At 40.0% G+C, this 21,945-nt stretch carries 26 protein-coding genes; 1 reads left to right on the top strand and 25 read right to left on the bottom strand.

Annotated features, from left to right (window positions below; translation table 11 throughout):
- Positions 1-55: 55 nt before the first annotated feature.
- From H153_RS0100955 to H153_RS0100885, 15 genes are all read right to left on the bottom strand, one after another.
- Positions 56-718, bottom strand: coding sequence for an endonuclease V (locus H153_RS0100955; protein ID WP_022846259.1), 663 nt, complete (start codon positions 716-718; stop codon positions 56-58).
- Positions 718-1,776, bottom strand: coding sequence for an LptF/LptG family permease (locus H153_RS0100950; RefSeq protein WP_022846258.1), 1,059 nt, complete (start codon positions 1,774-1,776; stop codon positions 718-720). Before H153_RS0100950 ends, H153_RS0100955 begins: the two co-directional genes overlap by 1 nt.
- Before the next feature lie 7 nt (positions 1,777-1,783).
- A complete protein-coding gene (locus H153_RS0100945; protein ID WP_022846257.1) occupies positions 1,784-2,845 on the bottom strand; it encodes an LptF/LptG family permease in 1,062 nt (353 codons plus the stop codon).
- Positions 2,842-3,723, bottom strand: coding sequence for a protein translocase subunit SecF (secF, locus tag H153_RS0100940; protein ID WP_022846256.1), 882 nt, complete (start codon positions 3,721-3,723; stop codon positions 2,842-2,844). Before secF ends, H153_RS0100945 begins: the two co-directional genes overlap by 4 nt.
- A 13-nt stretch (positions 3,724-3,736) precedes the next feature.
- On the bottom strand, positions 3,737-5,275 hold the full coding sequence (secD, locus tag H153_RS0100935; protein ID WP_022846255.1) for a protein translocase subunit SecD: 1,539 nt from the start codon (positions 5,273-5,275) through the stop codon (positions 3,737-3,739).
- Between the two features lie 119 nt (positions 5,276-5,394).
- Positions 5,395-6,174 (bottom strand): hypothetical protein, encoded by a 780-nt coding sequence (locus tag H153_RS09800; protein WP_022846254.1) that lies wholly within the window; start codon positions 6,172-6,174, stop codon positions 5,395-5,397.
- A 114-nt stretch (positions 6,175-6,288) separates the two neighbouring features.
- A complete protein-coding gene (bioB, locus tag H153_RS0100925; RefSeq protein ID WP_022846253.1) occupies positions 6,289-7,224 on the bottom strand; it encodes a biotin synthase BioB in 936 nt (311 codons plus the stop codon).
- Positions 7,221-7,802 carry a GTPase domain-containing protein gene (locus H153_RS0100920; RefSeq protein WP_022846252.1) on the bottom strand — a complete coding sequence of 194 codons (582 nt, stop codon included), beginning with the start codon at positions 7,800-7,802 and terminating at the stop codon, positions 7,221-7,223. The genes bioB and H153_RS0100920 overlap by 4 nt, the downstream gene beginning before the upstream one ends.
- A 19-nt stretch (positions 7,803-7,821) precedes the next feature.
- Positions 7,822-8,295 (bottom strand): roadblock/LC7 domain-containing protein, encoded by a 474-nt coding sequence (locus H153_RS0100915; protein WP_022846251.1) that lies wholly within the window; start codon positions 8,293-8,295, stop codon positions 7,822-7,824.
- Between the two features lie 11 nt (positions 8,296-8,306).
- On the bottom strand, positions 8,307-9,293 hold the full coding sequence (locus tag H153_RS0100910) for a thiamine pyrophosphate-dependent enzyme (RefSeq protein ID WP_022846250.1): 987 nt from the start codon (positions 9,291-9,293) through the stop codon (positions 8,307-8,309).
- Positions 9,294-9,311: 18 nt separating this feature from the next.
- Entirely contained in the window at positions 9,312-10,517 is a 1,206-nt protein-coding gene (porA, locus tag H153_RS0100905; RefSeq protein WP_022846249.1) for a 2-ketoisovalerate ferredoxin oxidoreductase subunit alpha, read from the bottom strand.
- 2 nt (positions 10,518-10,519) lie between these two features.
- Entirely contained in the window at positions 10,520-10,834 is a 315-nt protein-coding gene (locus tag H153_RS0100900) for a 4Fe-4S dicluster-binding protein (protein ID WP_022846248.1), read from the bottom strand.
- Positions 10,831-11,397 carry a 2-oxoacid:acceptor oxidoreductase family protein gene (locus H153_RS0100895; protein ID WP_022846247.1) on the bottom strand — a complete coding sequence of 189 codons (567 nt, stop codon included), beginning with the start codon at positions 11,395-11,397 and terminating at the stop codon, positions 10,831-10,833. The genes H153_RS0100900 and H153_RS0100895 overlap by 4 nt, the downstream gene beginning before the upstream one ends.
- Positions 11,397-12,002: a recombination mediator RecR gene (recR, locus tag H153_RS0100890; protein WP_022846246.1), complete on the bottom strand. Its 606-nt coding sequence runs from the start codon at positions 12,000-12,002 to the stop codon at positions 11,397-11,399. Before recR ends, H153_RS0100895 begins: the two co-directional genes overlap by 1 nt.
- On the bottom strand, positions 11,999-12,328 hold the full coding sequence (locus H153_RS0100885; RefSeq protein WP_022846245.1) for a YbaB/EbfC family nucleoid-associated protein: 330 nt from the start codon (positions 12,326-12,328) through the stop codon (positions 11,999-12,001). Before H153_RS0100885 ends, recR begins: the two co-directional genes overlap by 4 nt.
- A 137-nt stretch (positions 12,329-12,465) precedes the next feature.
- Here H153_RS0100885 and H153_RS0100880 point away from each other — a divergent pair, with 137 nt between their 5' ends.
- Positions 12,466-12,867: a hypothetical protein gene (locus H153_RS0100880; RefSeq protein ID WP_022846244.1), complete on the top strand. Its 402-nt coding sequence runs from the start codon at positions 12,466-12,468 to the stop codon at positions 12,865-12,867.
- On the opposite strand, the gene hflX is transcribed toward H153_RS0100880, so the two are convergent.
- Genes hflX through H153_RS0100830 form a run of 10 tightly spaced genes read right to left on the bottom strand, consistent with a single transcriptional unit; the run spans position 12,856 to position 21,943 of the window.
- Entirely contained in the window at positions 12,856-13,950 is a 1,095-nt protein-coding gene (hflX, locus tag H153_RS0100875; RefSeq protein ID WP_022846243.1) for a GTPase HflX, read from the bottom strand. The two genes, H153_RS0100880 and hflX, sit on opposite strands and share 12 nt — an antisense overlap.
- Before the next feature lie 8 nt (positions 13,951-13,958).
- A complete protein-coding gene (gene hfq, locus H153_RS0100870) occupies positions 13,959-14,177 on the bottom strand; it encodes an RNA chaperone Hfq (protein WP_027719921.1) in 219 nt (72 codons plus the stop codon).
- On the bottom strand, positions 14,174-15,088 hold the full coding sequence (gene miaA / locus H153_RS0100865; RefSeq protein WP_022846242.1) for a tRNA (adenosine(37)-N6)-dimethylallyltransferase MiaA: 915 nt from the start codon (positions 15,086-15,088) through the stop codon (positions 14,174-14,176). Before miaA ends, hfq begins: the two co-directional genes overlap by 4 nt.
- Positions 15,067-15,954 carry a lysophospholipid acyltransferase family protein gene (locus H153_RS0100860; RefSeq protein WP_022846241.1) on the bottom strand — a complete coding sequence of 296 codons (888 nt, stop codon included), beginning with the start codon at positions 15,952-15,954 and terminating at the stop codon, positions 15,067-15,069. Before H153_RS0100860 ends, miaA begins: the two co-directional genes overlap by 22 nt.
- Positions 15,872-16,981, bottom strand: a complete 1,110-nt coding sequence (lpxK, locus tag H153_RS08890; protein ID WP_022846240.1) for a tetraacyldisaccharide 4'-kinase — start codon at positions 16,979-16,981, stop codon at positions 15,872-15,874. Before lpxK ends, H153_RS0100860 begins: the two co-directional genes overlap by 83 nt.
- Complete coding sequence (locus H153_RS0100850) at positions 16,978-18,174, bottom strand: glycosyltransferase N-terminal domain-containing protein (RefSeq protein ID WP_022846239.1); 1,197 nt, start codon at positions 18,172-18,174, stop codon at positions 16,978-16,980. The genes lpxK and H153_RS0100850 overlap by 4 nt, the downstream gene beginning before the upstream one ends.
- Complete coding sequence (locus H153_RS09795; RefSeq protein ID WP_027719919.1) at positions 18,171-18,839, bottom strand: 7-carboxy-7-deazaguanine synthase QueE; 669 nt, start codon at positions 18,837-18,839, stop codon at positions 18,171-18,173. The genes H153_RS0100850 and H153_RS09795 overlap by 4 nt, the downstream gene beginning before the upstream one ends.
- Before the next feature lie 5 nt (positions 18,840-18,844).
- Positions 18,845-20,125 carry a homoserine dehydrogenase gene (locus tag H153_RS0100840; protein WP_022846237.1) on the bottom strand — a complete coding sequence of 427 codons (1,281 nt, stop codon included), beginning with the start codon at positions 20,123-20,125 and terminating at the stop codon, positions 18,845-18,847.
- A gap of 9 nt (positions 20,126-20,134) precedes the next feature.
- Positions 20,135-21,352, bottom strand: a complete 1,218-nt coding sequence (locus H153_RS0100835; RefSeq protein ID WP_022846236.1) for an aminotransferase class I/II-fold pyridoxal phosphate-dependent enzyme — start codon at positions 21,350-21,352, stop codon at positions 20,135-20,137.
- 39 nt (positions 21,353-21,391) lie between these two features.
- Positions 21,392-21,943, bottom strand: coding sequence for a macro domain-containing protein (locus H153_RS0100830; RefSeq protein ID WP_022846235.1), 552 nt, complete (start codon positions 21,941-21,943; stop codon positions 21,392-21,394).
- Positions 21,944-21,945 lie beyond the last annotated feature (2 nt).

The following is a 21,945-nucleotide window of genomic DNA, read 5'->3' as shown; positions in this document are numbered from 1 at the left end:
GGCGTTATATAAGTTTAATATTTTGATTATTAATAAAATTTAAATTGGTTCCGACTTAAAATTTTTGCCTGATCTCTTTAAGAAAATTGTGAGCAAGACGAGTTGGTTCCGGTAATCTGTATTTAGTAATAGATGAAAGAACAAGATTTCGGGCACCTTCAATATCAATTAAATTACCAGGTGAAACATAAACAGGTTTAACTTTGTCCTTCGTTCTTAAAACCACACCCAATTTTTTATCACTGTATTTATCATAAATATAAGTAAAATCCCCCTTTTTTTCGCCTGGAAATTTAAACACACCAAAGAGAGGTTTCTTTGCACACCCAACTGCCGGCACACCGAGTACAACACCAAGATGGGCAGCAATTCCAAGACCTCTTGGATGAACGATACCGTGACCATCAACAATAACAACATCCGGTTTTTCTTTTATCATGCGAAAAGTCTTCAAAAGAAGAGGTATCTCTCTAAAAGCTAAAAATCCAGGAACATACGGAATATTAACTTCACCTATCGCATACACTCTTTCCACAACCTCAAGCTCTGGATATCTCAAAATAACAAAAGCAGCTATACCTGTCGTTGGCGTTTTAAAGGGATTCAGGAAGGTGAGATCACATCCCCCAACCAACTTCACGGGCTTTTTAAGAGGACATAACTTTATTTGCCTTCTTAAAATCTTCTGTGCGTAAGCTGCCCTTTTAAAATCAAACATCAAGTATGGCTCCTTGAAAAGAGTATCAGACCCAGGGAAAAGAATATAGCCTCTGGAGCAAAGCTGGCATACAGAGGAGGTAGAACACCACTTTTGCCAAGACTGTTAAAAAATGAAATTGTAATCCACATTAAAACTGTAATACCAATGGCAACAGCCGCCGTATACCCCTTTTGATTCCGGGGGTTAAAAGCACCAAGTGGAATGCCTATCAAAGCAACTACAATGGAAACAAGAGGTAGAGCTATTTTGTTGTAAAGTTCCACCTCATAGGTAGTAATGTTGTAACCAAGAGCCTTAAGATGCTTTATCATCCTGATAAGAGAAAAGAGTTCCATCTTTTCCGGATCAGCAGAATAGACCTTCAGACCCTTAAGTGAAATTTTCAAATTAACCTTCAATTCTTCAAAGTAATGGAACAAATTTTTTGAAAAATCTCTCACATAAACATCTTTTAGCATCCACTCGTTGTTGCCCAAATATTTAATACCTAAAGCATCTGTCCTGACTACAGGCTTAAAATCAGAGTTTAATTTAATCATAGAGAAATGCTTCCCTTCACCGTCAGCAAAATTTAATTTCTCAATAGAGATAAACTTATCATCCAGCTTACTCCATATCTGTGCTCCAATAATTAGCGGTTTTCTCTTCCCAGAACTTATCAGAAGCTGCTTTTCCACCTTTGCAGCGGCAGGAACGACCACCTCCTCAACAGAAAAAGCAAAAACTGAAACTATAAAAGAAAAAACGATAAATGGAAGAGAAAATCTGTAAAGACTTATTCCTAAAGATTTAATTACAAGAAGCTCACTTGTTGATGAAAAATCGGCAACGGTAACCATGACAGAAACGAGAACAGCTACAGGAAGCATTCTAACGGTATAAATAGGAAGTCTCGACAAAACCAAAAGAAGAACATCTTTCAAATGACCTCCGCCAGCCTGATCCACCCTGCCCACAAAATCTATAATAAGAAAAAGAATAATAAGAACAGAAAAGACAAGCAAAAAGTATTTCAACACCCTTTTAAAAGCATAAACATCTAACCTCTTAAACATTCACCACCTACTTTACATAAGTTTCCGAAACAACTCTGCGGTGAAACACAAAAAACATAAAAGCGAATATAAAATCAACGGCAAGAGGCAGAGCGAAAAGTCCCGACTTTATTGCCACTTTCTTGGCAACAGTATATAAAACATAATAGGAAACTATCATAAATAGCCCAAGAAGAACCGCCGTCCCTATAGAACCTCTCGGTATTGAAGCAGCTATCGTAAATGATAAAAGTCCCATAATTAGAGGCGTTAAAGCTATTGATAGCCTTTTAAAAAACTCCACTTTATCATCAAGACGCCATCTGTTTAACAGAGCAAACATATTTAAATACTTTGATGAGGAAAACGACTCACCACCTGCAAATCTGTAAACAATAAGCGTGTATGATTTAAAACGGAGAAGCTTTAAATTTTGAGGTCTATTCCAGTCAAGAAACTGCCCAACACCGTCTTTAATATCAAGATATACCGTCCCATTCTCTGTCCTTATCCTGCCATAACTGGCAAAGATTGTTATTTTTTCATTTTTTCTATTAACAGAAACCATAAAATCTCCAAGAATCCCTCTTTCAGGAAAAACTTTCTCTGCATAAAACGTTACACCGGGAAAATTTGAAGTGAAACTGCCGGGTGTTATACTCAACGAAAGCTTCTTTCTGACAAGTTCCTGTATCTGCTTTTTTATAGACACATTACTGGCCGGCATCACAAACATAACAGAGACAAAACTGATTAATGTAAGAATAGAGGAAATCAAAAAGATTGGCCTAAGCAGTTCCGCTACACTTATACCGCAAGCTTTCATCGCTACTATTTCGTTTCTACCGCTCATAAGGAAGAAAGTTATCAAAACGGCAAATGTTAGAGACATAGGTATCAGAAGGCCCAAAAATGAAGGCACCATTTTAAAGAGAATAACAAAGAGAGAAGAAACAGGTATCCCGTATCCAAGTACCGTTTCAGCTATAAAAGAGGCACGGTTCATAATCACTATCAAAATAAACACGACGAAGAGCAGTAAAAAAAGACGTAAAATCTCTTTTAAAACATACCTATGCAGAACCTTCATTTCCTCTTTCTTATCCTGTACCAATCAACAACAAGGGAACTTGCTATAAATATAGATGAATAGGTACCTGTTATGATTCCGACAAGAAGTGCGAATGAAAAGTTATTTATAGTACTACCGCCAAACAAAAAGAGACAGAGAACAACAAAGAATGTCGTAAGAGAAGTTATTATTGTTCTTGAAAGGGTTTGATTAATGCTCTCATTTACAAGCTCTTCAAAAGGCTTTGAATTTTTATATATTTGCATATTTTCCCTTATTCTGTCAAAGACAACAATCGTATCATTGATAGAATAACCTATGACCGTAAGGATAGCAGCAACAACAGGAAGATTAAATTCTCTTCCTGTAACCATAAGAAAACCTACAGTAATAAGAGCATCGTGAAAAAGGGCTAAAACAGAGGTAACGGCAAAAACCGGTTCAAATCTCCATGCTACATATATCAGAATGGCAATAAATGAATAAAGAACCGCCAGCAGTCCTTTTTCTTTCAATTCTTTTCCCACCGCAGGACCTATCATCTCAACTCTCAAAATCTGAACTTTATCTTTAAGTTTACCTGTCAACGTTGTCTTTATTTCTTCAACAATACGGTTAACATTATTGGCAGCAGGAACTTTCAAAATGTACTCATTTCCCGTTTGAATCTGCTGAACCGTTATACCGTTTCCTATATCCGTTTTCTTGAAAATTTCCCGCAATTTTTCGGCATTCACACTCCCTTCAACTTTTACCTGAACCAAAACACCACCGGTAAAGTCAATACCAAAACGAGGCCCCTTATAAAGACCATAAACCCAGGTTCCTACAATCAAAAGAAGGGAAATCGCATAAGCTATATATCTCTTTCCTATAAAATCAAACTCTCTTTCCATACTTTTTTACTCCTTAGATGCTAAAAAGTTGAGGTTTGTATTTAACTATTACATCAAGAATAACTTTTGTAACAAAAACAGCAGTAAACATGCTGCAGAGAATACCAAGTGAAAGTGTTACGGCAAAACCTTTAATCGGCCCTGTTCCAAACTGGAAAAGAACTGCCGCAGAGGCAAGTGTTGTTACATTGGCATCAAGAATTGTACCCCAGGCAGAAGAAAATCCAACCTCAACAGCAGATATAAGGGAACGGCCTTTCTTTAGCTCCTCTCTTATACGCTCAAAAATAATAACGTTAGCGTCAACAGACATACCTATTGTCAGGATGTAACCTGCTATACCTGGAAGTGTCAGCGTTGCCCCGAGAAGTGCAAGAAGAGCCCACAGAAGAATAACATTCATCATAAGAGCAACATCGGCTACAAAACCAGAAAACTTATAATAAACTACCATAAACACCATAACAATTACTAAACCAGCGATAGCAGATTTAATACCTTTAGAGATAGATTCATGACCGAGAGATGGTCCTATGGTAGTCTCCTCTATAATCTTTACAGGTGCAGGAAGTGCACCGGCCCTTAAAACAATAGCGAGATCTTTTGCTTCTTGATACGTAAACTGTCCTGTTATTTGACCCCTTCCGCCAATCTGAGAACGGATAACAGGTGCTGATTGAACCTTATTATCAAGAACAATAGCAAGTCTTGTTCCTATGTGAGAAGCTGTATATTGCTCAAAAATCTTTGCACCCTGACTCTTAAGTTCAAAACTTACGGCCGGCATGTTGTATTCATCAACACTCGGATAGGCATCTTTCAAATAAGCACCCGTCAGGATAGGTTCTCTTTTCACAAGATAATACATCCTGTTAACAACTTTACCGTTTTTCTTAATCTCCTGAACAAGGATTTGTTCATCAGACGGAACCTTTCCGCCAAGCTTCTTTAAAAGCTCCTCTTTTGAAGGTGCAACATCAATAACCTGTTTAAACTCAAGCTTTGCAACCCGTCCAAGTATCTTTTTAGCCCTATCTGGATTTTTAACACCTGGAAGTTCAACTATTATCCTGTCTTTACCGCTCCTCACAATAACTGGCTCAGCAACGCCAAGCTCGTCAATTCTGTTTCTTATCGTTTCAAGCGCCTGATTACAAAGTCTATCAACTTCTTTCTGTTTATAAGAATTTTTCATTGAAAGTTTTATTGTAGAATTACCTGCTTCTTTAATATCAAATATGTCTCCATAATCTTTACTTAATAACTTCTCAGCCTGAGAAACCTTATCAGCATCAAGTAATTCAATTGAAATAGAAGTACCTTCTCTTTTAATATCAAGAACAGGAATATTCTCCTTTTGAAGCAACGTTTTTATTTCCCTCATATACGAAGAGGTTTCATCTTCAAGTGCTTTCTCTGTATCAACCTGGAGAACAAGGTGTGTTCCGCCCTGAAGGTCAAGTCCAAGATTCACCTTTTTAGTTAAGCTAACATAAACAGCACATAAAAGAACTGCAAAAATAACCAGTATTCTCCACTTCAAATTTTTCATATCTCACTCCCACAGTACGGCTAAAATCAAGGACTTATTATACACGGTTTCCGTTAAATCTGTTAGCAAAAAAGAAAAAGCCCGCTTTAAAGCGGGCTTTTATAAAGCTAAAAACACCTTCAGTTATTCGGAATATCTTTATGACAGTTTAAACAAAGTTTTCCATTTTCCGTCTCCATCCTCATAAGCTGACGGGGATCATTCTTAAACTCAACATGTTCAAGATTCCTGAATGAAATGGTTTTGAGTGTGGCTTCAAAGTCTGCCTTTGCCACCTCTTCCCCAACTCCTGATAGAAGTTTACCTTCGTGTTTGTCAAATGAAGTCGGGTGTGGATTGTGACATGTAATACAATGGATTCTTCCATTAACTGATGGAAGATTTGCAACTTCACACTTCTGTCCTACGTGCTCAAGAGCACCGGGATGTGGATTTTTGGTGTGGCATCCAACACAAACCTTCCTTGGATCCGCCGAATTATCCTTTCCATGACAGTAAGCACACGTCTGCCTTAGCTTCTTACCCGAATAAAGCCACATACCTTCGTGAGGATTAAACTTTGCATAACACTCCTTACTGTGGCAGTTTAAACAAAAAGAAAGCGCTTGATTCTTTGCAACGTTACCTCTAAGAAACATATCTGACTCTTTTCCACTCATATCGTGGCAGGTAACGCATGTAACCTGACCGTTAGCAAGGGGAAAAGATGATGGAACATGAACACACTCTTTAGGTTCACCTTTACAGAGAACAGAGGTTACACAAGGCTTATGACACTTTAAACAATAAGAACTATCTGTGCCCGTATAACCTTTTCCACCACACTCAGCCGCAAGAGAGGCACTTCCCCCCATCACCATACCAATCATGAAGGCTACTAAAACTCTCCCTATCCTCATTCTTCTACTCCCTGTCCTGTTTTAGTTACATATATTCAAAAACTTCTAATAAACTTGTTTACTAAACATGCAAATTATAGCACAACTTAGAGATGCATCCTCATTTTATCACAATCAAGCAAGATTTTTTAGACCACTAACAAGTCCTAAATCTCTGATAAGCATAGCGTCATCCTTTAAAACTCTTCCCTTCGTAGTAAGATAATTCCCTACCATAAGACCATCTACAACCGCAACTGCAAAAGACTGCAGCTCGCCAAGATTGTACTCCCGACCTCCACATATACGAATAACAGTGTCAGGGAAAAATACCCTTATACCGAAAATTATCCGCAAAACTTTAAGAGGTGTCAAGAAATTATTATACTCAAATTTAGTGCCTTTTATAGGATAAAGAAAATTTAATGGTATAGAATCAACTTCCAGTTCCTTTAAAGAGCTTAATAGAGAAAGGATATCCTCCGACGATTCCCCGAGTCCAAAAATACCCCCACTACAAACAGAAAAACCGATCTCCTTAGCCCTTGCTACCGTTCCATATCTATCTTCCCACTTTTGAACAGATGAAACGTAAGGGTAGAATTCCTTTGAAGTTTCAAGGTTGTGATGGTACCTGTCAATTCCACTTTCCTTTAGATAGATAAGTGCCTCTCTATCAAGCTGACCTAAAGAGGCACATAACTTAGCAGATGGAAAGTCCGCTTTTATCCTTTCAGCAACATTTCCTATTCTTTTAATCTCTTCTTTTGTAGGTTTTATACCACTGCACACAAAACTGAATCTATCAACACCTTTTGAAAGCATTGAAACAGCAGCATCGTACATCTCTTTCTCAGATAGGAGAGGATATATCTTTATGTTAGCCTTACTCTCTTTCGATTGGGCACAAAACTTACAGTCAGAAGGACACTTTCCACTCTTTGCATTTAAGATAGCACAGGTCTCAATAAAGCGGCCTGAAAAGGAAAGCTTTATTTTAAAAACATCAGAGAAGATAGAGAAAACTTCTTCAGCCTTTAGTTTGAAAATATCTCTAACCGTCAATTTCATTTCTTCAATTTTTGAACGACAAGCTTCGTTATCTCTTTGAAGGTCTCTATAACACCAACACCTCTAATAGCAATAGCTTCAAAGTCAGGATAGTTCCACCTATTCAAATCCCTCCTCAAAACCTCTACAGGCAAGATGTTGGGCAGATCTCTTTTGTTATATTGAAAAACAAGTGGCGTCTCCTCAAACTTAATTCCAAGCTCCTTCATATTGTTAAGCATATCATCAAGTGTATCAAGATTAGCATCGTGTCTCTCTTCCTGAGAATCGGCAACAAAAACAATCCCATCAACACCTTTCAAAATAAGCTTTCTACTTATCTTGTAAATAATCTGCCCTGGCGTCGTGTAAAGATGAAATCTGACCTTAAAACCTTTAACAGTGGCAACCTCTATCGGAACAAAATCAAAAAAAAGCGTTCTCTCTGTCTCCGTGGCAAGGGTAATCAGTTCACCTTTGTTTTCCGGTCTTATATGGTCATAAATCCACTTAATATTTGCTGTTTTACCACTCAATCCCGGTCCGTAATAAACAATTTTACAGTTAATCTCTTTGGTCGCAAAATTTATTAGTGGCATTTACTGTCTCCGCCTTCCTTTATTCAAATAAATCGTCAATATCTATGTCTTCGAAGTTAATCTCTTTACCTATCTGCTCTTCCTGCTTAGATTTTCTCTCTATTTTGCGTATTATTTCCTCAAGAATAGGCCTATATTTTTTCAATTTAACACGAATTATACCTAAATTTGAAGCAAACTTTTCAAAAATTATTACAAGAATTAACTTTCCATCAAGAAGAGACATATAAATACCTTCATCTTCTGTTTCCGTAAAAGCATGATTCAAGGTTTTATCACCAAGTAACTTTGAAAGTGCTTCAGAAGCTGCAACGTTACCAGCGGTAAGCGATGCAAACGTAATATCGTTTGAAGTATAAGCCGGAGCATCACTCCGGCTTATAAGCTGACCCGCCTTGTCTATCAAAAATACAACTTTCGCTCTACTTTCTTCACACAGAGCTGTAAGAATCTCTCTGAGCCTTTTATCCTCTTCGGGTCTGATGCTTAACACTTTTTCTCTCCTTATAACTGCTCAAGTTTAAGAAGCCTTTCCCACCGTTTATCAACGTCTTCCTGAAGCTCTCTTATAAGATACTCATTTCCCGGCTTAAACATATGTTTAAACCTTCCCTGCTTCTTGAGGAACTCCTCTATCGGCTTTCTCTCCTTTGGTTTGTAATTTATTTTCCACTTACCATCTTCAACTTCAAAAAGAGGCCAATAGTTGGTTTCTACAGCGAGCTTTGATATCAAAATTCCCTCCTCCTCTTTTGCCCTCCAACCTCTCGGGCAGGTACAGAAAACATTCAGATAAGACGGCCCCTTGGTGTTTAACGCTTTCATAAATTTTCGCATAAAATCGTTAAAATGTGAAGGTGCTGCCTGAGCAACATATGGAATACCATGAGCTGCAGCTATCTCCGGCATCCACTTCTTTGGCTGAGGTTTACCCGCCATAACTTTTCCTGCCGGCTGAGTGGTTGTTGAAGCGTGCCTTGGTGTTGCACTCGAACGCTGAATACCAGTGTTCATATAAGCTTCATTATCGTAGCATACGTAGATAAAATCGTGTCCCCTCTCCATAGCACCAGAAAGGGACTGGAAACCAATGTCGTAAGTTCCTCCATCACCACCTAAAGCAACAAACTTCACCTTCTTATCTGAAGGAACCATTCCCTTTCTTTTGAGTGACTTGTAGGCAGCTTCAACACCTGAAATGGTAGCGGCTGCGTTTTCAAAAGCGTTGTGAATCCATGGAACCTTCCATGAAGTATGAGGATAGATAGATGTGCAAACTTCAACACAACCGGTGGCGTTTGCTATTATGAGCGTGTAGCCAGCAGCCTCTGCAGCCATAAACATCTGCCTAAGGATTATTCCGGCAACACAACCGGTACATAACCTGTGTCCCGGAGCTATACCTTCCCTTAAATCGGTTAAATCTCTAAGAGGTGGAACCTTTATCTCTCCTTTTGTAACAAACTTCGGTTTATCTGATACCTGTGCCATTATTTCCTCCATCAGTTATTATACTCTCAAATTGAGATAGGTTACAGGGGGAACTTCTTCACCTGCTGCCTTCCTCTTAACAACGTCAAACGCCTCTTCTATATGGTTTATGTTGCAGTCTCTTCCACCAAGTCCGTAGATAAGACCCGCAATAGGATAGAACCTGTTTCTTGTGTAAAGGGCTGTGCAGACTTCCTCAAAGAGAGGGCCGCTGTATCCGCCAAAGGTTTCTGCTCTATCCATAACACCAATAGCCTTTGCGTTTGAAGCTACAATTGCATCAGCAAGATCATAATAAGGAAAGGGCCTGAAGGTTCTGATTTTTATAATTCCTACCTTTTCACCTTTCTCTCTCATTCTGTCAACGACGTACTTAGCAGTACCCGCTGCAGAACCCATTACTATAAGAATATACTCAGCATCTTCTGTCTTGTATGCTTCAATGTGTTCGTACTTTTTGCCTCTGAGTGCGGCAAACTCTTCTCCAACCTCTCTGATTACTTTGTAGGCATTCATCATGGCTTCTCTCTGCTGACGCTTAAATTCCATGTAGGAATCGGACATAGCAATAGCACCATGAGTTGTCGGATGTTCAACATCAAGTAATGAATGGAACATGCTCTGAGTACCAACAAACTCTCTCACCTCTTCGTCTTTAAGAAGGGAAACACCCTCTATAGAATGAGAAATGATAAACCCGTCCATACCAACCATAACAGGCAGTCTGACTCTCTTATCTTCGGCAATCTTAACGGCCTGAATAAGGTTGTCGTACTCTTCTTCAGCATTTTCAGAAACAAGGATAATCCATCCCTGGTCCCTTGCACCCATCATATCAGAATGGTCACCGTGAATGTTAATAGGCGAGGAGAGAGCCCTATTTACAAGGGCAATAACCGCAGGAAGTCTCATTCCTGAAGCAACCCCTAAAATTTCCCACATAAGCGCAAGGCCGGGACCTGCTGTTGCAGTCATAGCTCTGGCACCAGCTGCTGCTGCACCAACAACCGCAGAAAGGGCACTGTGTTCACTTTCAACCGTAATAAATTCAGTATCTACAAGGCCATTTGCCACAAAGTCTGCAAAAAAGTGCATCATCTCAGTCTGAGGTGTAATAGGATACGCTGCAACAACATCAGGGTTTATCTGCCTTAAAGCTTCAGCTGCCGCCATGTTACCTGAATAGGGAACAACTTTTCTCTCTTCAATTATCGTAACCGCCATAATTAGTCCTCCTCACGAAACAGATATTCCGGTTTCATTACAAGCGCCTTCTTAGACTCATCATCTCCCTTGCTCTTAGGACACTCATGAGCACAAATACCACAACCTTTGCAGTGGTCATAATCTATACCAACCACCTTCTTATCTTTAACAATAATTGAGCTATCCGGACAGAAAACCCAACAAATCATGCAGTCTATACAGTTTTCTCTGTTGAAAACCGGTCTCCAGGCACGCCATTCGCCTGTTTTATACTCAGCACTGTTTCCAGGCTCTGTTATAAGAGCACCTATCTCTAAATCTTTCCAGCCTTTCATTCTCCTTTTACCTCCTTGTAAGCTCTCTCAAGGGCTCTGAGGTTAGCCTCAAGAAGCTCCTTTGAGACTTTTTTACCAAAAGTGGCTTTAATATCCTCTTTAACACTATCAAGAGAAACGAGATTCTGAATGACCTTAACAAGTGCCCCGAGCATGGGAACGTTCATGAAGGGCTTTCCAAACTCTTCCATTGCAATTGCACTTGCGTTAACAGTGAAGATTTTTCTTCCCTCTATGTTGAGCATGCTTCTTATTTCTTGAGGAGTTTTATCGGTATTTATAACAAGCACTGCATCCTCAGAAGTTCCTTCAAGTATTGGAACTGTTTTTAAAAGTGTAGGGTCAACAACCACTACAATGTCTGGATGCAGAACAAGACAGTGGAGCGTGATTGGATTTTCAGAAACTCTGTTGAAACTTCTTAAAGGTGCACCTGCCCTTTCAGCACCGTAATCTGGAGCACTTTGGGCATACTTGCCTTCTCTAATAGCAGAACTTGCAAGGATTTTTGAAGCGGTTACCGCTCCCTGACCACCTCTGGCGTGCCATCTGATTTCTATCATCAGTCTCCTCCGGTTATAAGTTTCATATCCTCAAATGAACGTTTTAACGTAAGCTCATCAGCCATATCTATAGTTCCACCGTAAGGTATTCCATAAGCTATACGATATATTTTAATATTTTTTCCGGTAAGCCTATCTATTATAAACTTCGCGGTTGCTTCACCTTCAACGGTAGGATTAAGAGCTATTATTACCTCTTTAACGTTGTGTTTCTTTATCCTGCCGAAAAGTTCCCTTATTCTGATATCGTCAGGACCGATATTTTCAAGGGGAGAAATAACACCACCCAAAACGTGATAGACACCCTTAAATTCCCCAAGCTTCTCAATGGAAACAGCATCCCTTGGCTGTTCTACAACACAGATAACAGACTTATTTCTGCCATCATCTGAACAGATAGAACATAAATCTGTCATAGAGGGAAGGCCACACTCCCGACAGGATTTCAACCTGTCTAATTCTTTTAAAGCATTAACAATCCGAAGTTTATCATTCTCTGGAAGCTTAGATAGTGAAAGCACTGCCCTTTCCGCAGCCCTTTCGCTTATTCCAGGAACGGAAGCTAAAAACTCAACAACTATCCCGAGAGTTTCAGGATATATCAAAACAGACCTCCAAGATCTATTCCAAGGCCGCCTGTAATTTTCTTCATCTCTTTTTCCATCGTTTCGTTGGCCTTATCAATAGCCTGATTTGCAGCAACAACAATCATATCTCCAAGCATCTCAACATCACCATCTTTAACAACTTCAGGCGAAATTTCAACACTAACAAGCCTTCCGGTGCCTTTAACAGTAACTTCAACAACACCACCAGCGCTGCCCTTAAACTCCATCTCCTCAATCTCTTTCTTCATCTTTTCAGCCTGCTTCTGCAGCTGCCTGGCCATCTTCATAAGATTACCCATGTTACCCATACCACCTTTAAACATTAAAAAACCTCCCGTTCTCAATAAAATAAGCGCACTCTAATTGTAAAAAATTTGTAAAAACTTCACAAGGAAAAAGTGCAGGAAGAACCGTTTTTTCACTATATTTATTTTAAACAAGAAATGCTGGAGAAAATGTCATGGAAACAACGATAAAGCCAAAAGCACCCATAAGAAGGTTCGACATATTTGCAGAGTGGAACAGGATTAAAGGCATTAAGGAGTTGAAACTTGATCCTGAAGATGCAAAATCTTACGGTCTTGCCGTTGCAGAAGTGGTAGCAGCGAGAAAATTTTACGGACACAGAACAAAGTACAGAGGAGCAACAAGAGAATACATAGAGAAACATGAAGGTACACCATGGTGGCGGAAGATGGCATCACCTGCCGAATTTGATGAAAAGATCGTGGAAAGAATGGGAAAAGAGTTCTATGAAAAGGTATTTTCAAAAAAGATAGAAGAGGCTTACAGAGAAGGTAAGGACTACATGGACATAAGAGACTCTCTCAGAAAAGAGTGGAACGAACTTTTAAAAAGATAGATTTTTAATCATCTTTTCTATCTTTTTAAGAAAACGGCCAACACCCTCTCCCGTCTTTGCAGATAGAAAAACGGGGTTTTCACACCTTTTTACCCTTCCAGCAACTATCAATCTGAACGTTTCTTCATCACCTTCAACAAGGTCTATCTTGTTAAAAACTGTTATTCTTGGTTTTTCAGATGCTCCTATCTCTTTCAGTATGTTTTCAACTGCATCTGACTCACTTTCAAGATTGGAAGATGTGATATCGTAAACAACCACAACAATGTTTGAGTTTGTCACTTCCTGAAGAGTGGCCTTGAAAGAAGCTATCAACTCGTGGGGAATATCCTTTATAAATCCAACAGTATCTGTGATAAGAACCTTTTTATTTATACTTTTAAGGAAAATCCTGCCTGTTCTCGTATCAAGCGTAGCAAAAGGAATATCTTTTATAAATACCTCTTCCCCTGTAAGTCTTCTAACAAGAGTTGATTTTCCAACATTCGTATAGCCTGCTACTGCAACGGTTACAAGACCACTCCTTTTCCGCCTTTCGGTAAAGAGAGAACGCCTCTTTGAGTATTTTTCTATCTCCCTTTTAAGGAAATGAACCCTCTGCCTTATAGCTCTTGACTCTGTTTCCAATATCGTTTCTCCAGGTCCCCTTGTCCCTATCCCACCGCCAAGCCTTGAAAGTTCCTTACCTTTCCCTCTCAACCTTGAAAGCTGATGGTAGCACTTTGCCAATTCAACCTGAATCTTTGCCTCTTTGGTCCTTGCCCTCTCGGCAAAAATCTCAAGGATAATCTCGGTCCTGTCCCTAACTTTTAAACCGGTAATTCTTTCTATGTTTCTCACCTGAGAAGGTGAAAGGTTGTGGTAAGCAACGATAAGAGAGGCATCTTTTTCTTCTGCAAGCCTTTTTAACTCCTCTATTTTCCCTTTTCCCGCGTAGGTAGAAGGAACAAACGACCGGCGGCGCTGGACAACAGAATCTACAACCCTGTAGCCTAAAGCCTCTACAAGGCCGGACAGTTCTTCAATATCCGCCTGTTCACCGTGTCTGATAACAGAAAGCAGTATGACCTTTTCTATATCCACTCACCTTCTTAAAAGAGATTTTTAACGGGTCTTGATGGTACTATCGTTGCAATTGAATGTTTATAAACAAGTTGCTGACTGTCCCCTTCTTCAAGAATAATGGTAAACTGATCAAAGTAGGTGATAACACCCTGTAGTCTCGTTCCCCTGGCAAGGAAAACACTTACCGGAATTCTCTCTTTCCTTAACCTGTTTAAAAAAGCATCCTGAACCTTAACGGCATTCATAAAGCGCCTCCCTTATTTAAATCACTCTTTATGATATTAATTACTTCTTCTTCCTGCACTTCAGAAAGATTAATCCATTTAAAGCCTTTCTCTTTTCTGAACCAGGTAAACTGTCTCTTTGCAAACTGCCGCGTCCGCCTTTTAAGATTCCTGACAGCTTCTTCAAGCGAAACTTTTCCTTCAATATAGGGCAACATCTCTTTATAGCCAAGAGCCTGAAAAGCAGTTATATCTTTTCCATAAGAGAGTAACTTTTTAGCCTCTTCAATAAGTCCCCTCTCAATCTGGGAATCAACCCTGTCATTTATCCGCCTGTAAAGTTCGTCCCTGTTACGGTAGAGAAAATAACCGTAAAAGTCGTAACGAGGCTTTTCTGGAAGTTTAAACGATGAAAGGGGTTTCCCTGTAAGTTCGTAAACCTCCAAAGCCCTTACAATCCGCTTCCTGTCGGTGCTGTGAATTTTTAAAGCATATTCAGGGTCTATCTTCTTTAAACGGCTGTAAAGTTCCTCCGTTGAAAATTTACTCAGCTTCTTTCTCACCTTTTCATCTGCCGAAGGAACAGGTGAAAGACCGAAAAGAAGCGCCCGTATATAAAATCCAGTGCCTCCAACAATCAACGGAAACTTCCCCCTTGACCTTATTTCCCTTATGGCCTTATCAGCCTCCCTCACAAAGTCCGCAACAGAAAAATACTCATCGGGGCGGAGAACATCTATAAGGTAATGGGGAATGCCATCCATCTTGTCCCTTGAAATCTTATCTGTCCCGATATCAAGCTCTCTGTAAACCTGCATAGAATCGGCACTGATTATCTCTCCACCAATAGCCTTTGCAAGCTTTATAGAGAAATCGGTCTTTCCTGCAGCGGTCGGTCCCGTTATAACAATCAGAGGTTTTTCTCTTTCCATTTTTTAAACTCCGGCGAATTGCTCCATCTTCTATGGCTCCAGAACCACTGCTCTGGCCTCTTTTTAACCGCCATCTCTATCCAATCCGAATAAACTTTCGTAAGCTCCTCAACACTTCTACCTTCTGGATAAATAGGTTTATGTACCTCAAACGTATAACTGTTATCCGGCTCCATATAGCAAAAGGCTGGAATTACAGGCTTACCGGTTTTAACGCTTAAAACAGCTGCACCTTTATTAACAAAGGTGTCTCTCCCTAAAAACCTAACAAGCACACCGTCCTTTTCCTTTGGACGTTGGTCAAGCAAAATACCTATAAAGCGCTTCCTTTTTAAATCCTTTATTATTTCAATGACATTTCCAGTAGGAATAACCTTTATGTTCCAGTGGTTTCTTATGGTGTTTACCATCTCATTCACATAAAGGTTTTTTAAAGGCTTGGCAACGACTGACAATCTTCCCCTGCTAACGTGGGAAAACCAGCCACCAAGAAGCTCCCAATTGCCAATATGGGCGGTAAGAAGTATTCCACCATCAAGGGCGATAAGTTCATCCATAGAGATGGTGCTCTCCTTTCTCAAAGAAAGAATAGAATCAAGAAACTTAAACGAATAGTTTTCGGAACGGAAAAAGTCAACACTGCACTTTACGAAGGTTTTAAAAGCTTCCTTCCCAACAGAAACTGGCATTCCCACGAACCTGAGATTCTCCTCTGAAACCTTTTTGACGCGGGGATAAGAATAGAAAAAAGAAGCCAAAGAATCTGCAATGCTTAAAGCTCTATCACGGGAAAATTTCCTTAAAAACTTTTCCTTCAGCAATCTGAGAAGCAGATACTCCATCCGGTAAGAAAGCTTTTTGTTCATCCTTTTCCTCATGCTTTTCAACGTTCTTAATCCTGTTAACGATAAACTCCTTAAGCCCGAAAACCTCAACATTTAAGACGGGAAACTTGAAAGGCAACCTTCCCTTTAGCTTTACAGCATCCTTTTCCGTCGTAACAAGGTTAGGATATTTACGTAATTTTTCAATATCATCATCGGTATAAACATAATGGTCAGGAAAAGCAAAGACTCTTTCAACATCAAATCCTTCGACTTTAAGCATTTCAACAAACTGCTCAGGATTTCCTATACCGCAGAAAGCGTTAATATCCTTTGGCGGCGGTGATGTTTCTGAAAAATTCTCATCCAGCCAGTTTTTGAACATTTGATGGGCTCTGAAAACAGGTTTTCTAAAAGTCTTTAAATAAAGCTCAATTGAGTTCACCTTTTCAACGGAAGCAAGATTTGACCGGGAAAGAACAAAACAGTGTGCCCTTTCAAGGGCCGAAACCGGTTCCCTCAACGTGCCAAGAGGAAGACAGTGATTGCCGCCGAACGGATTAAAAGGATCAACGACAACAATATTAACAGTGGCTTCTATTTTTAACTGCTGAAATCCATCATCAAGAACAGCAATATTGGCACCTTTCTCGACGGCAAAATCTATCCCTTTTAATCTATCCTTGCTGACAACTACTCTAAAACCTCTCCTAACAAAGATTGCCGCTTCATCACCAAACCTATCGGCATTTTCAGAGGCAAACAGAGGACCCCTCTCGCTGCCGCCGTACCCCCTCATAACAATTACAGGGGAAAAGCCAATATCCTCAAGCATTCTGTATATGAACTCCACGAGGGGTGTTTTTCCCGCACCGCCGGCAACTATGTTTCCAACAGATATAACGGGAATTGGTGGAACGACTTTTGTTAAAATTCCGTTCCGGTAAAGATCTGCCCTTGCGGAAGAGATAAAACAGTAAATCCTGGACAGGATATAGAAAACAGGATACAGTAAAATCCATCCTTTTTCTCTTTTAAAAACCTTTCTTCTGATTTCCTCAAGCCTCAAGCAAAAACCTCTTTCAAAATTCTTTCAGTAACGCCTTTTTCTCTTTCTAAAAGCTTTTTACCACAAAGGCCAATGCGATATCTAAACTCATCGTTATTAAGCAACAGGCTAATTTTATCAAAAAGATTTTCAGAAGATGCAAAGATAATACATTCCTTAACTTTTGAAATCACATCACGAAAGTGGGAATAGTAAGGTCCTACAATAACAGGAATGGCGGAAACCATAGGCTCTAAAGGATTGTGCCCGCCAATCCTCTCATTAAATGTTCCACCTATAACGGCAACATCGGCAATACTGTAAAAACCGGGAAGCTCACCAACGGTATCCACAATGTAAAAGTCCACATCAGACGGTACTTTAGCAGACTGTGTCCTTAAAACAGATCTTCCGGGAAGAAGCGATATAAGGTTTTCAGCTCTTCCAATGTGTCTTGGCACAACAACCGTTAAAATCTCTGGAAACAATTTTTTTAATTTCCTGTGAACCTCTCCTGCAAGCTCCTCCTCACCTTCGTGTGTACTTCCCCAGACAACAATGGGATACCGACTTCCTATACTGACTTCAACAGGCTCAGGCGCCCTTACACTATCAAACTTTAAATCTCCAACAACTTTAACATCAAAAAATCCAAGTTTTTGTGCTTTTTCAGCATCTTCCTGCGTTCTGGCAAGAAAAACAGAAGACCTGAAAATATCACTTAAAAGAAACGAAAACCGTTTATAGAGAGAAAAGCTTCTTTCCGTTATCTTTCCGCTAACAAAGTAGATCTCTACCCCCTGTTCAAGGGCTGAAGTTAAAAGGGAAGGCCACACTTCAGTTTCATAAATTAGCAACTTTTTCACGCCAAGTCGCTTAACAAAATAGTCTGTAAAAGGCTTAACGTCCGGGGGAATCACATGGACAGGAACATCCGGAAAAATTTTTGAAGCCCTATCTGCACCATAATCGGTAAAGGTTGTGACAACTGCCCTATCCCTCAATCGCTCTATAAGAGGCCTTGCCGAATTGACCTCACCGATACTTGCACAGTGAATCCAGGTATCCCTGCCATCAATGTTAGACGGGAAAGAAGAAAAACGTCTCTTAACAGAAAAACCGCCCCTCTTTTTAGAAATAATTTTAGCTGCTGTTAAAAGAACTGGAAGAGAAAAACTGTAAAGAAAGTTATAAAGAAAAAGACCACATCTCATTTTATTCCCACCAGCTTGTGAATCTGAGGAATAACCTTAACGTTAAACTCTGAAATCAGGAATTTTTCTCTCATAATAAGCTCTATCACTCTTTTAACCGTAACAGCATACTCTTCACAGGGAAGTTCTATCGGTTGAAATACAATACCTTTTTCTAAGAAAAAGTTTCTATGCTTTCGTATAAACTTAAGAGACCAGGATAAATCCTCTTCGGTGAGAACCAAAAATTTAATCTGCACCCTGTCGGCAAAATCTGAAATGAAACTTTCAACAGACTTTAGAGAAAAGGTTAAACCCATGGACGGCGGTTTTGGTGAAATGTTCACATAAACCTTTCGAGTAAATATGTCGGACTTAAAAAACACACCGCTGGTCTCAACAAAAATTTTCCTGACCCATTCTGCAGAAGAGAGTTTAAACAGGAAATCAGCTATTCCCTTCTGTGCGAGAGGCTCTCCACCGGTAACCACAATATCAGGAATACCTATGCTTTTAAGTCTTCTAATTATCTCTTCAGGGGAAAGTTCCTCCCTCAAAACACGAGCTTCCCGCGTATCACAGTAACGACAATTTAAAGGACAACCGGCAAAGCGAATAAAAGAGGCAACAAGCCCGACATCGGCTCCCTCACCCTGAACGGAAGGAAATATCTCGTAAACTTTCATCGAATTTACTCTTCTATCATACACAAGAATGTTGGCTTCACTATAACATCAAGCTCATCAATCTCAGAAATTGCCGCCTTTACCGTTTCAAAAGAAGCCTCGTGAGTGGTCATAACAACGGGAACACCACCATTAAACTCTATACTCTTTTGCAGAGCCATCTTTATACTTATGTCAAATTTCCCCAAAATGCTTGAAATCTTTGCAAGAACGCCCGGTTTATCAACAGCCGTAAACCTCAAGTAAAAACTTGAAACAAACTCACCGGGCCTTTTAACAGGTATTTTTGCATCTTTCTTTAAAAGTGAAACGGGAATACTGCTTCCCCTACCACAGGCTATGTCAGCAATATCCGCAACAACGGCACTTGCGGTAGGCTTTTGACCGGCACCCATGCCGTAATAGAGAGTTGGACCAACAAAATCTCCTTCTATTAAACAGGCATTAAAAACACCATCAACCGACGAAAGAATGTGATTCTCCGGAAGCATGGCCGGATGCACCCTGACTTCAACTTTTCCATTGTCCGGTTTTGCAACTGCAAGGAGCTTTATCCTGTACCCAAACTCATGAGCAAAATCTATATCAAGAGGTGTTATATCCCTTATACCTTTAACATAAACATCATCTATCGTCACCCAGCCACCGTAAGCTATGGAGGCAAGAATTGCTATCTTATGTGCTGCATCTATGCCATCAACATCAAGAGAAGGATCAGCCTCCGCATATCCTTTATCACCGGCAACTCTCAATGCCTCCTCAAAAGAAATTCCCTTTGTGGTCATCTCTGTAAGGATAAAGTTTGCTGTTCCATTTATAATTCCAAGGATTTTTTCTATTCTATTTGCAATCAGACCTTCGTTAAGTGCCTTTATAACAGGAATACCCCCACCTACACTTGCCTCAAACCGTATCGAAACGCCATTTTCAGCAGCAATAGAAAAAAGCTCCTTTCCGAAAGAAGCAAACAGCGCTTTATTTGCACTGACAACGTGCTTTCCAGTCTTTAAAGCACCCTCAACAATATCCTTTGCAACGGTGGTGCCACCGATAAGCTCAACAACTATATCAACATCAGATTCAACGACTGCAAAACCATCATTAACAACAAGTTCCTCCGGAACTCCAAGCTTTTTTACCTTCTCAACGTCTCTATCTGCAACCATAGAAAGCTCTATCTTCCTTCCGGTTCTCTCCTCAATAATATCTCCATTTTCAAGAAGTATCCTTACCACACCGGAACCAACAGTTCCACAGCCAATCACTCCAACCTTAACAGAATCCATACTCTACCCCTAAACGTTGATATTTCTGAGTCCGTACTTTTCAAAGGCTCTCTTGATACCTCTCACAGCTTGCTTAATTCTCAGTTCATTCTCAACAAGAGCAAGCCTGACATACTCATCACCATACTCGCCAAAACCGATACCGGGTGACACGGCAACCTTTCCATCCAGTAGAAGCATCTTTGAAAACTCAAGAGAGCCCATAGAACGAAACTTTTCAGGAATTTTTGCCCAAACAAACATCGTAGCCTTTGGTTTTTCAACGTGCCAACCTATACGGTTTAAACCATTAACAAGGACATCTCTACGCCTTTCATATATCTTTCTGTACTCTTCAACACAAGATTGATCGCCTTTAAGAGCAATAATAGCTGCAATCTGAATCGGCTGAAACATCCCGTAATCAAGGTAACTCTTCATTCTATAAAGGGCATGTATAACATCTTTATTACCGGCGGCAAAGCCGACCCTCCAGCCTGCCATAGAGTAAGTTTTGGAAAGAGAATAGAACTCTACCGCAACATCTTTTGCTCCTTTAACTTGAAAAATACTTGGCGGAACATATCCATCAAAAGAGATTTCAGAATAGGCAAGATCCTGGATAAGTAGAAGGTTATTTTCCTTGGCAAAATCAACAATTTTTTCAAAAAACTTTATATCAACGCAGGCTGTCGTCGGATTGTGGGGAAAGTTTAGAAGCAGAACTTTTGGCCTTGGCCAGCTTTCCTTGTAAGCTTTTATAATAGACTCTAAAAAAGCATCTTCATCGAATCCGTCATCAGTAAGAAGTGGAATGCTTCTAACATCACCACCTGCAATAATGAAAGAGTAAGGATGAATAGGATAGGCAGGAGTCGGCACCATGACAACATCGCCAGGATTGACCAGGGTCAGTGCAAGATGTGCAAGCCCTTCTTTTGAACCAATAGTCGTTATAACCTCAGTTTCCGGGTCAAGCTCAACGTCGTACTTTCTCTTGTACCAGAGGGCAAGTGCCTCTCTCAATTTAAAGAGGCCTTTCGTTTGTGAATATCTATGGTTACGTGGATTCCTTGCAGCTTCACACAATTTATCAACAATATGTTTTGGTGTGGGAAGATCAGGATTGCCCATACCAAGGTCAACAATATCTTCCCCCGCTCGCCTTAACTTCGTCTTTAAATCGTTAACAACAGCAAAAACATAAGGGGGAAGCCTATCAATACGTGCAAACTGAAAGTTCGGCATGGTTAACTCTCCAGATTTTAATTTAGAGGTTATTTTAAACTAAATTTTTCTATCTGTAACTGCTTCTTCAAACAGATTTATCGTTTCTCTATCTATTGAAATAAATCTTATCTCTTTCAAAGGCGCAAGAGGATTATCAGAAAGCCATCTGAAAACCTCATCAACTATGACAGAAACGCCTTCCCTCTTTGGATATCCAAAGATCCCCGTGCTTATGGCGGGAATAGAGATTGACGAAAGACCCAAATCCGAAGCAAGATCAAGAACAGACCTGACAGCACTCCTTAACTTCTGCTCCTCATTACCCTCACCCCAGATAGGACCAACAGTATGGATAACAAAGCGGCAAGGAAGATTTCCAGCCGTTGTAGCAACCGCTTTTCCAACTGGAAGATAGCCTATTCTGTTGCTTTCCTCCTGAATAATCTTTCCACCCTTTCTGACGATAGCTCCTGCAACTCCACCACCGTGCTTCAAAGAGGAATTGGCAGGATTTACAACAGCATCAACTCTCTCCTCTGTAATATCACCATAAACAACCACTACTTTTCTACCGTTAAAATTTAAATTCAAAACCTCCTGATTCTTCATAC

It is taken from the genome of Desulfurobacterium sp. TC5-1 (genome assembly GCF_000421485.1).
Lineage (GTDB): Bacteria > Aquificota > Aquificia > Desulfurobacteriales > Desulfurobacteriaceae > Desulfurobacterium_A.
Note: the sequence above shows the minus strand (reverse complement) of the source record. Positions and strands in the feature narration are given on the sequence as shown.